The sequence below is a fragment of the Pectobacterium polonicum genome (genome assembly GCF_005497185.1).
Classification (GTDB): Bacteria; Pseudomonadota; Gammaproteobacteria; order Enterobacterales; family Enterobacteriaceae; genus Pectobacterium; species Pectobacterium polonicum.
In genome coordinates this window covers 170,608-183,017 of record NZ_RJTN01000002.1, presented here as the reverse complement: position 1 = coordinate 183,017, position 12,410 = coordinate 170,608, and the positions used below count along the sequence as shown (strand labels likewise).

The following is a 12,410-nucleotide window of genomic DNA, read 5'->3' as shown; positions in this document are numbered from 1 at the left end:
GCCCGGATACGCCTTCATCTGACGTTCCGAGCTGTGCGACCTATCTCGTCACGCCGATAGTCGATGGCAGGTCTATTATCTGAAGCGTGGACAGTTCTGCGCCACGGCAAGAGGAATTCATTGTGCATTACCAGCCTAAAACTGATTTATTGCAAAATCGCATCATTCTGGTCACTGGTGCGGGCGACGGCATAGGCCGGGAAGCCGCGCTGACCTACGCCCGCTATGGCGCTCACGTCATCTTATTGGGGCGGACAGAAACTAAACTACAGGCGGTTAAGCAGCAAATAGAACAGGAGCACGGTACGACGGCACACATCGTTGTCTGCGATATGTTGGCTTTATCCTCTGCACAGTGCTTTCAGTTGGCGGATGAACTGGCACACGTTATACCGCATCTGGATGGTGTCCTCCATAACGCCGGATTGCTTGGGGAAATCGTCCCTGTCGTACAACAAACGCCTGAGGTCTGGCATCAGGTTATGCAGGTCAACGTCAACGCAACCTTTATGCTGACGCAAGCGCTGCTGCCGCTATTGCTGAAATCCCCCTGTTCCTCTCTGGTTTTCACCAGTTCCAGCGTCGGCCGCGAAGGTCGTGCCAATTGGGGAGCCTATTCCGTATCCAAGTTCGCGACAGAAGGTCTGATGCAGGTGCTAGCCGATGAGTATCGTTCGCACAATCTGCGGGTGAACTGTATTAATCCCGGCGGAACGCGCACGGGGATGCGGGCGTCGGCGTTCCCCAACGAAGATCCGATGAAGCTGAAGACGCCGGCAGATATTATGCCGCTGTATCTCTACCTGATGGGTGATGACAGCCGCCGCAAGACGGGGATGAGTTTTGACGCACAGCCGGGCAGAAAAGCCGGTCCAGCCGAATAACAAGAGAAGAACACGCACGATGAGCGATGAACGCCACCAACAACGCCAGCAGCGCCTGAAAGAAAAGGTTGATGCCCGCATTGCCGCCGCGAATGAAATGCGCGGCATCTTGATTGTTTTCACCGGTAATGGAAAAGGGAAAACGACAGCAGCGTTTGGCACCGTCACGCGAGCGATAGGCCATGGATTGCGGGCGGGCGTGATTCAGTTTATTAAAGGTGAATGGCCAAACGGCGAAAAAAATCTGCTGCAACAGCATGGCGTGGAATTTCAGGTCATGGCGACCGGTTTTACCTGGGAGACGCAGAATCGCCAGACGGATACCGAAGCCGCACAACACGTCTGGCAGCATGGTAAACGTATGCTGGCCGATCCACAGCTCGACCTCGTCGTATTGGACGAACTGACGTATATGGTTAGCTACGATTATTTGGATTTAAGTGACGTTGTCACGGCATTAAAACAGCGTCCTGCTGGACAGACCGTCATTATTACCGGGCGAGGTTGCCATCGTGATTTGCTGGAAATGGCCGATACCGTGACGGAAATGCGCCCGGTAAAGCATGCGTTTGATAACGGGATTCAGGCGCAGCAAGGGATTGACTGGTAGTGAAACGAAAACGGGCAGCGAAGGCTGCCCGTGAAGCGTATGGAGAAAAAGATTAGCCGTTGCGTTTCGGCTTTGGCGATGTGCGACGTGCCGGAGCACTGTTAATCTGGCTATGACGTTTTACCGCACGGCGGATTTGGTTCGCTTTCACCCGACGGCGCTCACGCTCAACCGGCAGTTTCGATACGGTTTCTACTGGGAGCTGCACTAACTCACGCAGATAGTTCAGTTGTTCAAGCGGCATTTCAGCCCAGCCACCACGAGGGATGCCTTTTGGCAAGGTAATATCGCCATAGCGCACGCGAATCAGGCGGCTCACCTGCACGCCAACGGCTTCCCACAGACGGCGAACTTCACGGTTACGCCCTTCTGTCAGCGTCACGTTATACCACTGGTTCAAGCCTTCACCACCCTGATAGCGGATAGTGCGGAACGAAGCAGGGCCGTCTTCCAACTGCACGCCTTTGCTCAGTTGCTTGATCTTTTCGTCATCAACCTCACCGAAGACCCGCACGGCATATTCACGCTCAACCTCACGGCTGGGGTGCATCAGGCGATTGGCCAGTTCACCGTCGGTCGTAAACAGCAGCAGACCGGAGGTATTCACATCCAGACGCCCTACAGCAACCCAACGGGAACCCTGAATTCTCGGCAAACGGTCAAACACCGTTGGGCGCCCATCAGGATCGTTGCGGGTGCACAGCTCGCCTTCTGGTTTGTAATACACCAGTACGCGACACACGGTTTCTTCGGTTTCCTTAACGGTAACCACATGACCATCAATACGGATTTTGGTGGCTTTCGTCACTTCAACGCGATCGCCCAGTGTGGCAACCTTGCCGTCAACGCTGACGCGCCCAGCCTGAATGATACCTTCAATTTCGCGGCGTGAGCCATGTCCGGCGCGCGCCAGAACTTTTTGTAACTTTTCGCTCATTGAGCAACCTCTAGTGTCGCCTTCCCAGGCGTCGGGGGGAGTCATAACTGCTTATAAAATTCAGCAAGTTAAGTAAAAATCATGCCTAATATTCAATGCTGGCGCGATTATACCGATCTTCGCGCCATTTGTATTCTCATTGTTACCACACGTCGCTGCGCTTATAAGAACGGCGTAACATCACCAGTGCCTTCACGAGCAATACGCGGCACAGATTCGGTCAGATCGATAACTGTCGTCGGCTGTTGACCCAGGGAACCGCCGTGGATAATCAAATCCACCAATTTCCCCAATTCGTCCTGAATTTCTTCTGGATCGGATTCGGCGAAATCATTTCCCGGCAGCATCAGCGTCGTCGACATCAACGGTTCATTCAGCGCGGCCAGCAAATCCAGTGCAATCGGATTAGACGGCACGCGCAGGCCGATGGTTTTGCGTTTTTCATTCATTAAGCGACGGGGCACCTCTTTTGTCGCTTTCAGAATAAACGTGTAATTACCCGGCGTATTATTTTTAATCAACCGAAAAGCCGAGTTATCAACATGGGCATACGTCGATAGTTCGGACAAATCGCGGCACATCAGCGTGAAGTTATGATCGCTACCCAGATCGCGAATCCGGCAGATACGTTCCAACGCGTTCTTTTCGCCCAGCATACAACCCAACGCATAGCCGGAATCCGTTGGATAAACAATCACCCCGCCTTTATGCAAAAACTCCACCGATTGGTTGATTAATCGTGGTTGCGGATTCTGCGGATGAATATAGAAAAACTGACTCATGGCCTACCTCGTGCGTCTGACATTGCGCGGCGTTGCTCATCCCACACCGCGTCATAGTGCAATAGGGTTATTATAGAACGTGTCGGTGGTAAAAGATTGTTATTTCATGAGATAGCGATGCCATTACGCGGTAATGTTCAGCTAATTTGCCAATAATGGATGATGCCAAACCGGCTCGACGTCGGCAGGCAGCCATAACTTACGCCCCAGCTCAATCCAGGCGCAAGGCAGGTGGAAATCCGATCCTTGCGATGCCATCAGATTGAAATCTCGCGCATAACGAGCAAGCTGTGTCCGTTCATCCGGCGCCTGTTGGCACTGCGCGACTTCCATTGCGATCCCGCCGCTTTCTGCAAACATGGCTAGCAAACGTTTTAACCATTTGGCCGTCAGATCGTAGCGCCCCGGATGCGCCAACACCGACACACCGCCGGACTGATGAATCGCCTCGATCGCTTGTGGGATGGTGCACCACTGCGGTGGCACGTAGCCAGTTTTGCCTTTCGCCAGATATTTTTTGAACACCTGATTCATATTCGCCGCGACACCCAGCTCGATCAGATAACGCGCAAAATGCGCCCGTGTAATCTGCCCTCCCGTCGCCAGACGCTGTGCACCAGCCAGCGCATCGGGAATGCGGGATTTTTCCAACCGAGCGGCGATCTGTTCCGCCCGACTCTGCCGGTTATCCGCCTGCTGTTGCAGCAATCCACGTAACGCAGGATGGGTGATATCCATCCCCAATCCGACAATATGAATCTCATGATTTTCCCACAGCGTGGAGATCTCTACGCCGGGAATTAGCCTCAGAGGCAACTCATGTTGTGCAATTGCATTCCGTGCTTCTTCAAGCCCAGCGGTCGTGTCGTGATCGGTAATAGCCAACACACTTACCCGCATGTCTACTGCCCGACAAACCAACGCCGTCGGTGTTAACAGGCCATCAGACGCCACAGTATGGCTATGCAAATCATAAAGTGGGAATGACGATATCGATTGTGAATCTTCTGGCACAGGCCTATCCATTAACGAGAATCATGCGAAGGCCGCATGATGCCATTAATAAGAAGAAAAGGGTAATGGCTGCGGTTTCCCTGAGTAATAAAATAATCCTATTGAAGGTGTTGACATTTTATCACCGTTCCAGTTAACTAGTACGCAAGCTCGGAACACAAACACGGTGTCCGCAATAAACAGTGAGACGATGATAATGGCAACGCAGAAAATGATGAAGCATGGTTGGTGGCGCTCTTCCCTATCGCGGGTGGACTAATCACGCATCGCTGTTATCACACATGCAGATATTCCCAAACCCGCTTAACTAAGCGGGTTTTTTATTTGATGGGCACAACATTAAACGGGTAGCAAGAATGCAAACAACACAACCGAAACTGGAACTGCTGCGTACCGAGGCCGTTTACCGTAACGACCCCAGCGCCATCTTCCATCAGCTCTGCGGTGCCAGACCTGCCACGTTGCTGTTAGAATCAGCTGAAATCGACAGCAAGGAAAACCTGAAAAGCCTGTTAATCATTGATAGCGCACTGCGTATCACCGCCCTCGGCCAGCAGGTTTCCGTTCAGGCATTAACCGCAAACGGTGCCAGCCTGCTGCCATTATTGGATGCCGCACTGCCTGCGGAAATTACCAATCAGCCACGTCCGAACGGTCGTGAGCTCACCTTCCCACTGGCCGACGCCATGCAGGATGAAGATGCACGCCTGCGTTCGCTGTCCGTATTTGATGCCTTACGCCAGATTCTGACGCTGGTTGCCTGTCCGACGGACGAGCGTGAAGCCATGTTCCTTGGCGGTCTGTTCGCCTACGATCTGGTCGCCGGATTTGAAGCGTTGCCGGCGCTGAGCCAGCAGCAGCGTTGCCCAGATTTTTGCTTCTATCTGGCAGAAACCTTGCTGGTGCTTGACCACCAAAAACGCGTGACCGCCCTGCAAGCCAGCCTGTTTACGCCAAACCACAGCGAAAAGCAGCGTCTGCAACAGCGTTTGGAACAGTTGCAACTTCAGCTTACCCAGCCCGCTCCTGCGCTGCCGCGTCAGCCTATCGAAGACATGACGCTGAGTTGCAACCAGAGTGATGAAGCCTTTGGTGAAGTTGTCAGCCAGATGCAGGAAGCTATCCGCATCGGTGAAATTTTTCAGGTCGTGCCGTCGCGCCGTTTCTCTTTACCCTGCCCTTCACCGCTGGCCGCTTACCAAACGCTGAAAGATAACAATCCCAGCCCTTACATGTTTTATATGCAAGATCAGGATTTCACGCTGTTCGGTGCCTCACCGGAAAGCTCGCTGAAGTACGATGCCGACAGCCGCCAAATCGAAATCTATCCGATTGCGGGTACTCGCCCACGCGGCCGCCGTGCCGATGGTTCGTTGGATCGCGATCTCGATAGCCGCATTGAGCTGGAAATGCGTACCGACCATAAAGAACTGGCTGAACACCTGATGTTGGTGGATTTAGCCCGTAACGATCTGGCGCGCATCTGCCAACCGGGTAGCCGTTATGTTGCCGACTTGACCAAAGTTGATCGTTACTCCTTTGTGATGCATCTGGTGTCGCGCGTGGTGGGTACGCTGCGTGAAGATTTGGATGTCCTGCACGCTTACCGCGCCTGCATGAATATGGGCACGCTGAGCGGCGCACCGAAAGTCCGGGCAATGCAGTTGATTGCAGAAAGTGAGAAAACCCGACGCGGCAGCTACGGCGGCGCGGTGGGCTACTTCACTGCTCATGGCGATCTGGATACCTGCATCGTTATTCGCTCCGCCTATGTCGAAGACGGTATTGCTACCGTTCAGGCCGGTGCGGGCGTGGTTCTTGATTCTAATCCGCAGGCCGAAGCCGACGAAACACGCAATAAAGCCCGCGCGGTACTGCGAGCTATTGCCAGTGCGCACCATGCAAAGGAGATCTTCTGATGGCCGACATCCTGCTGCTCGATAATATCGACTCATTCACCTACAACCTGGTGGATCAGCTACGCGCCAGCGGCCATCAGGTCGTGATTTACCGTAACCATCTGCCTGCCGACGTCATCATTGCGCGGTTACAACAGATGGAAAAACCGATTTTGATGCTCTCTCCCGGCCCCGGCACACCGGCGGAAGCGGGCTGCATGCCGGAACTGCTGCGACGTCTGCGCGGTCAACTGCCGATTATCGGTATTTGCCTCGGCCATCAAGCCATCGTGGAAGCCTACGGCGGCCATGTCGGCCAGGCGGGTGAAATCCTGCATGGCAAAGCGTCTGCAATTGACCACGATGCCAGCGGCATGTTTAACGGTTTACCGCACCCGCTGCCCGTTGCCCGCTACCACTCGCTGGTCGGCAGCAACATTCCTTCTACGCTGACCGTCAACGCGCACTTCAATGCGATGGTGATGGCCGTGCGTAACGATGCGGATCGCGTTTGCGGTTTCCAATTCCATCCTGAGTCGATCCTGACCACACACGGCGCTCGACTGCTGGAACAAACGCTTGACTGGGCGCTAGCTTAACGAGGGATACGATTATGCAACTGTCTTCTGCGACTTTGGAACCGTCTACTGCTCAGGATGTATTTATCATGCAAAACATACTGGAAAAATTATACCGCGCGGAAAACATCAGCCGTCAGGAAAGTCAGGCGCTGTTTGGCGCCATTATCCGCGGTGAACTGGATGCCAGCCAGCTGGCGGCAGCGCTGATTAGCATGAAAGTGCGCGGCGAGCATCCCGACGAAATTGCGGGTGCCGCTACGGCATTACTGGCAGATGCTCAGCCATTTCCTCGCCCCGACTATTTATTTGCCGATATCGTCGGCACCGGCGGTGACGGTACAAACAGCATCAACATCTCAACCGCCAGCGCATTCGTTGCTGCCAGTTGTGGCCTGAAAATCGCCAAGCACGGCAACCGCAGCGTCTCCAGCCGTTCTGGTTCATCCGATTTGCTCTCCGCGTTCGGCATTAAGCTGGATATGAGCGCACAGGATTCACGCCAGGCGCTGGACGATTTGGGCGTGTGTTTCCTGTTTGCTCCGCAATATCACCTGGGTTTCCGCCATGCCATGCCAGTGCGTCAGCAACTTAAAACCCGTACCGTTTTCAACGTGCTGGGGCCGCTGGTTAACCCGGCTCGTCCGCCGCTGGCGCTGATTGGCGTGTATAGCCCCGAACTGGTTCGCCCTATCGCTGAAACGCTGAAGGTGCTGGGCTACCAACGTGCTGCTGTCGTACACGGCGGGGGGATGGACGAAGTCGCCATTCATGCGCCAACACAGGTTGCAGAGTTACATAATGGCGAGATCGAAACCTACGAACTGACACATCGCGACTTCGGTCTGGAGGCGTACCCGCTGTCGGCATTACAAGGCGGAACGCCGGAAGAAAATCGTGACATTCTCGCGTCGCTGCTACAAGGTAAAGGCGAACGCGCACACGCCGCTGCGGTTGCCGCCAACGTTGCGTTGCTTCTGAGATTGTTCGGACAAGAAGATCTGCGCCAGAATGCGCAACAGGCACTTGACGTCATTCATAGTGGACAGGCTTATCAGCGCGTTGTCGCCCTGTCCGCCAGAGGATAATAGAACCATGCAGGAAACCGTATTACATAAAATTGTGCGTGATAAAGCACTCTGGGTTGCAGAACGTGAGAAAGCACAGCCACTGGCCTCTTTTCAACATGAGATCGTTCCCAGCCAGCGCGACTTTTATCAGGCGCTGAAACAAGATAAGCCCGCCTTTATTCTGGAATGCAAAAAGGCGTCGCCGTCGAAGGGATTGATTCGCGACGATTTCGACCCGGTAGCGATTGCTCAGGTCTATAAAGGTTACGCGTCCGCTATTTCCGTTTTAACCGACGAGAAGTATTTTCAGGGCGATTTTGCCTTCCTGCCACAGGTTAGCGCAGCCGTACATCAGCCGGTTTTGTGCAAAGATTTTATTATTTCGCCCTACCAGATCTATCTGGCGCGCTACTATCAGGCCGATGCCATTCTACTGATGCTGTCCGTACTGGACGACGAGCAGTATCAGCAACTGGCCGAGGTAGCGCACAGTCTGAAGTTAGGCGTGTTGACGGAAGTCAGTAATGAAGAAGAGCTACAACGTGCCATTCAACTCGAAGCGCGCGTCGTCGGGATCAACAACCGCGACCTGCGCGATCTCTCTATTGACCTCAACCGTACTCGGACGCTCGCACCGCGTCTGCCTGCTGGCGTCACCGTGATCAGTGAATCCGGTATCAACCGCCATGCGCAGATTCGTGAACTCAGCGCCTTTGCTCAGGGATTCCTGATCGGCAGCTCACTGATGTCCGAGCCGGATCTGAACGGTGCAGTACGCCGCGTTATTCTAGGAGAAAACAAGGTCTGCGGCCTGACGCGTGCAGCAGATGCACAGGCCGCCTATCAGGCTGGTGCGCTCTACGGCGGGTTAATCTTCGTCGCCAGTTCTCCGCGCTATGTTGACGTCAAACAAGCTACTGATGTCATTGAGGGAGCACCACTGCGCTATGTCGGTGTTTTCCGCAACGCGCCCGTCGAACACATCGTTGCTATCACGACGCAGTTGGGGTTAGCAGCCGTTCAACTGCACGGCGATGAAGATCAACAGACAATCAACCAGCTACGCCAGCAATTACCTGCGTCGTGCCAAATTTGGAAAGCACTGAGCATCACAGATGTGCTGCCAGAACGTAATTTTATCCACGTCGATCGCTATGTGTTTGATAACGCTCAGGGCGGCAGCGGTAAAACGTTCAACTGGTCACTGCTGGCCAATCAGTCACTGGATAACGTGTTATTAGCCGGTGGCCTGAATAGCGATAACTGCGCCCTGGCGGCACAGCAAGGTTGCGCAGGACTGGATTTCAATTCCGGGGTGGAAAGCGAACCGGGAAAAAAAGACTCACATAAAATTGCTGCGGTTTTTGCGACATTACGTCAGCCGCAACACTAAAACAGACGGGAAAATTATGACATTACTCAACCCTTACTTCGGTGAATTCGGCGGACAATTTGTTCCGCAGATCCTCATCCCGGCGTTACGCCAGTTAGAAGAAGCTTTCGTCAGCGCACAAAAAGATCCTGAATTTCAGGCCGAGTTTACCGACCTGCTGAAAAACTATGCAGGTCGTCCAACAGCATTAACCCTGTGCCAGAACCTGACGGCAGGGACGAAAACGAAGTTGTACCTAAAGCGTGAAGATCTGCTGCACGGCGGCGCGCACAAAACGAATCAGGTACTTGGACAAGCATTGCTTGCTAAACGCATGGGCAAAAGCGAAATCATCGCTGAAACCGGCGCGGGCCAACACGGCGTCGCGACGGCGCTGGCTTGCGCCCTGCTTGGCCTAAAATGCCGCGTTTATATGGGTGCAAAAGACGTCGAGCGCCAGTCGCCGAACGTCTTTCGCATGCGTCTGATGGGTGCCGAAGTGATTCCGGTTCATAGCGGTTCTTCCACGCTGAAAGATGCCTGTAACGAAGCCCTGCGTGACTGGTCCGGCAGCTATGACACCGCACACTATCTGTTGGGAACAGCAGCAGGTCCGCATCCTTATCCAACGATCGTACGCGAATTCCAACGCATGATTGGCGAAGAAACGAAAGCGCAGATCCTGGAAAAAGAAGGTCGTCTGCCGGATGCCGTTCTAGCCTGCGTCGGCGGCGGCTCGAACGCCATTGGGATGTTCGCTGATTTTATCGCTGATACTGATGTCCGTCTGATCGGCGTTGAACCCGGCGGTTTAGGCATTGAATCTGGGCAACACGGTGCACCGTTAAAGCATGGCCGCGTCGGTATCTATTTTGGTATGAAGTCCCCGATGATGCAAACGTCTGACGGGCAAATAGAAGAGTCCTACTCTATTTCTGCCGGACTGGATTTCCCGTCCGTAGGGCCGCAGCACGCCTACCTGAATAGCATTGGTCGTGCCGACTATGTCTCGATTACCGATGATGAAGCGCTGGATGCCTTCAAAGCACTCTGCCGTAGTGAAGGTATTATTCCTGCACTGGAATCCTCCCACGCATTAGCACATGCCTTGAAGATGATCAAAGCAGAGCCGGAGAAAGAGCAACTGCTGGTGGTCAATTTGTCAGGTCGGGGTGATAAAGACATCTTTACCGTGCACGATATTTTGAAAGATCGGGGAGAAATGTAATGGAGCGCTACCAACAGCTATTTGCACGCCTGTCAGAGAAAAAAGAAGGCGCGTTCGTCCCGTTTGTCACGCTGGGCGACCCCTCTCCTGAGCAGTCACTGAAAATTATCGATACGCTGATTGCCGCGGGTGCCGATGCGCTGGAACTAGGCGTGCCCTTTTCTGACCCGCTGGCGGATGGCCCGACCATTCAGGCAGCTAATCTGCGCGCTTTTGCCGCAGGCGTCACGCCAGAGCAATGTTTCGAGATGCTGGCGACCATACGTCAGAAATACCCAGAAATTCCGATTGGCCTGCTGATGTATGCCAATCTGGTCTTCAGCAATGGTATCGATGAATTTTATCAGCGTTGTGCCGAGGTTGGCGTCGATTCGGTGTTAGTGGCGGATGTTCCCGTGGTGGAATCGGCCCCTTTCCGTACGGCAGCGCTACGACACGGTATTGCCCCCATCTTTATCTGCCCGCCTAATGCTGATGATGAACTATTGCGCGAGATCGCCTCTTATGGCCGTGGCTACACCTATCTGGTGTCACGCGCAGGCGTGACAGGAGCAGAAAAACGCGCCCAACTACCGCTGAATCATCTGGTTGCCAAACTGAATGCGTATCATGCTGCCCCACCACTGCAAGGATTTGGCATTTCCGATCCGACTCAAGTGCAAGAAACACTCGCGTCAGGTGCCGCGGGGGCTATTTCTGGCTCAGCGATCGTGCGGATTATTGAAAAAAATCTGAACCAGCCCAGCTTAATGCTGTCAGAGTTACACACCTTTGTGAGTGAAATGAAAGCGGCTACGCGTTCATAACACGTTTCAGGCGCGCGATTTGTACTTAGCGCAAGCAATGTCGCGCGCCGAATAGTGTTTCAAATTATTTCTTATTTTACTGACGAGAAATATATTCAATAATTATTTAATTTCCAAATTTCAATAATTGTAAGTAATCTTTTCAAATTGAAATAATTATTTAATTCCGCATCAAATAAATAAATTAATTTCCCAGTATTTTTTAATCCGCATAAATCCCATAAATAAAACAAGAAGAAAATCACAGAATTGAGATCATTTAAAAAATTCTCTTTTTGAAGATCTTGTTCACATTACTGTAAGATAAAATAAATAGAATGAAATCGCTGAACAAAGTGGCAGCGCGTTTTTTAAATAATAATTCTCTTCAACATGGGATAATAAAATGAAAGTTAAAATATTGACGATGATGGTAACTTCCTTAATCAGCTTAAGCTCCATGGCTGTTACGATTGACTATCGTCATGAGATGAATGATTCAGCAAAAAACGACCATAAAGATCGCCTGCTGATGTCCCACCGTTTTGACAACGGCTTTGGCCTGTCAATGGAAGCAAAATGGGGCCAATCAGACGCAGATAAAACACCAAATAAACCGTATAACGAGCCAGTCAGCAACGGTACTGAAGTCACCGCTAGCTACCAGTACAAGTTTGACAAAACCTTTGGCGTTGAAGCGGGCTTAAACATGGTGTCTTCTTCAAAAGACAACAACTACCGTCCTTATGTCAAAGGTACGGCTAATATTACCGACTCACTGTACTATGGTCTGCGCTACCGTGCATCTTACCTGCGCAAAAGTGACAGCATCGGTACTACAGCCCCTTCAGATATGAAAGGCTATACCATCACCAGTACGCTGGGTTATAAACTGCCTGCGAACTTTGTGGTTGAATACGAATTTGAATACGACAAGAAAACCAAAGCCGGTTCTGTTGGTTACCTCGCCGACAACGACAACTACGGCCTCACTCATAACGTTAAATTAGCGTACAAATATGACAAAAACTGGACGCCTTACGCTGAAGTCGGCAACGTGATTGGCAGTAAAACGACTGACGAGCGCCAAACTCGTTACCGCGTTGGTGTGCAATACAATTTCTAATGGCTAACGCCATATAGAAAATAGATTTAATAGCAAATAGCGTTATTTTTATTGGTTTGTTATTTCCTGTCTATAAAAACGGCGACGTTATTTACGTCGCCGTTTTTTTATGGCGTGCCATCCCTG

At 52.3% G+C, this 12,410-nt stretch carries 10 protein-coding genes, 1 pseudogene and 1 other annotated feature; of the genes and pseudogenes, 8 read left to right on the top strand and 3 right to left on the bottom strand.

What is annotated here, in order from left to right:
• Positions 1-122 precede the first annotated feature (122 nt).
• A complete protein-coding gene (locus tag EDI29_RS03190) occupies positions 123-884 on the top strand; it encodes a YciK family oxidoreductase (RefSeq protein WP_137739687.1) in 762 nt (253 codons plus the stop codon).
• 19 nt (positions 885-903) lie between these two features.
• Positions 904-1,494, top strand: a complete 591-nt coding sequence (gene cobO, locus EDI29_RS03185; RefSeq protein ID WP_137739686.1) for a cob(I)yrinic acid a,c-diamide adenosyltransferase — start codon at positions 904-906, stop codon at positions 1,492-1,494.
• A 52-nt stretch (positions 1,495-1,546) separates the two neighbouring features.
• Here the strand turns inward: cobO and rluB are convergent, their stop codons facing one another.
• The 3 genes from rluB to rnm form a co-directional block, all read right to left on the bottom strand.
• Positions 1,547-2,431: a 23S rRNA pseudouridine(2605) synthase RluB gene (gene rluB, locus EDI29_RS03180; RefSeq protein WP_107170397.1), complete on the bottom strand. Its 885-nt coding sequence runs from the start codon at positions 2,429-2,431 to the stop codon at positions 1,547-1,549.
• 161 nt (positions 2,432-2,592) lie between these two features.
• A complete protein-coding gene (locus EDI29_RS03175; protein ID WP_137739685.1) occupies positions 2,593-3,213 on the bottom strand; it encodes an L-threonylcarbamoyladenylate synthase in 621 nt (206 codons plus the stop codon).
• A gap of 141 nt (positions 3,214-3,354) precedes the next feature.
• On the bottom strand, positions 3,355-4,239 hold the full coding sequence (rnm, locus tag EDI29_RS03170; RefSeq protein WP_167494470.1) for an RNase RNM: 885 nt from the start codon (positions 4,237-4,239) through the stop codon (positions 3,355-3,357).
• A 208-nt stretch (positions 4,240-4,447) separates the two neighbouring features.
• Positions 4,448-4,552, top strand: a sequence feature (Trp leader region).
• A 31-nt stretch (positions 4,553-4,583) separates the two neighbouring features.
• Between rnm and EDI29_RS03165 the strand changes: the two genes are divergently transcribed.
• From EDI29_RS03165 to EDI29_RS03135, 6 genes and pseudogenes are all read left to right on the top strand, one after another.
• The gene (locus EDI29_RS03165; RefSeq protein ID WP_137739683.1) at positions 4,584-6,146 is read left to right on the top strand and encodes an anthranilate synthase component 1; all 1,563 of its coding nucleotides are present in this window, start codon (positions 4,584-4,586) and stop codon (positions 6,144-6,146) included.
• Positions 6,146-7,791: pseudogene (gene trpD, locus EDI29_RS22930) on the top strand (bifunctional anthranilate synthase glutamate amidotransferase component TrpG/anthranilate phosphoribosyltransferase TrpD). The gene EDI29_RS03165 and the pseudogene trpD overlap by 1 nt, the downstream one beginning before the upstream one ends.
• Before the next feature lie 7 nt (positions 7,792-7,798).
• Positions 7,799-9,166, top strand: a complete 1,368-nt coding sequence (gene trpCF / locus EDI29_RS03150) for a bifunctional indole-3-glycerol-phosphate synthase TrpC/phosphoribosylanthranilate isomerase TrpF (protein ID WP_137739680.1) — start codon at positions 7,799-7,801, stop codon at positions 9,164-9,166.
• Positions 9,167-9,179: 13 nt separating this feature from the next.
• Positions 9,180-10,373, top strand: a complete 1,194-nt coding sequence (trpB, locus tag EDI29_RS03145) for a tryptophan synthase subunit beta (RefSeq protein WP_193555636.1) — start codon at positions 9,180-9,182, stop codon at positions 10,371-10,373.
• Positions 10,373-11,179: a tryptophan synthase subunit alpha gene (gene trpA / locus EDI29_RS03140; protein ID WP_137739678.1), complete on the top strand. Its 807-nt coding sequence runs from the start codon at positions 10,373-10,375 to the stop codon at positions 11,177-11,179. Before trpB ends, trpA begins: the two co-directional genes overlap by 1 nt.
• Positions 11,180-11,564: 385 nt before the next feature.
• Positions 11,565-12,284, top strand: a complete 720-nt coding sequence (locus tag EDI29_RS03135) for an oligogalacturonate-specific porin KdgM family protein (RefSeq protein WP_107170404.1) — start codon at positions 11,565-11,567, stop codon at positions 12,282-12,284.
• Positions 12,285-12,410 lie beyond the last annotated feature (126 nt).

What these genes read in the sequence shown, in the direction of transcription:
- cobO (WP_137739686.1), top strand. Translation starts at nt 904, where the DNA reads ATGAGCGATGAACGCCACCAACAACGCCAGCAGCGCCTGAAAGAAAAG.
- rluB (WP_107170397.1), bottom strand. Translation starts at nt 2,431, where the DNA reads ATGAGCGAAAAGTTACAAAAAGTTCTGGCGCGCGCCGGACATGGCTCA.
- EDI29_RS03175 (WP_137739685.1), bottom strand. Translation starts at nt 3,213, where the DNA reads ATGAGTCAGTTTTTCTATATTCATCCGCAGAATCCGCAACCACGATTA.
- rnm (WP_167494470.1), bottom strand. Translation starts at nt 4,239, where the DNA reads ATGGATAGGCCTGTGCCAGAAGATTCACAATCGATATCGTCATTCCCA.
- EDI29_RS03165 (WP_137739683.1), top strand. Translation starts at nt 4,584, where the DNA reads ATGCAAACAACACAACCGAAACTGGAACTGCTGCGTACCGAGGCCGTT.
- trpCF (WP_137739680.1), top strand. Translation starts at nt 7,799, where the DNA reads ATGCAGGAAACCGTATTACATAAAATTGTGCGTGATAAAGCACTCTGG.
- trpA (WP_137739678.1), top strand. Translation starts at nt 10,373, where the DNA reads ATGGAGCGCTACCAACAGCTATTTGCACGCCTGTCAGAGAAAAAAGAA.
- EDI29_RS03135 (WP_107170404.1), top strand. Translation starts at nt 11,565, where the DNA reads ATGAAAGTTAAAATATTGACGATGATGGTAACTTCCTTAATCAGCTTA.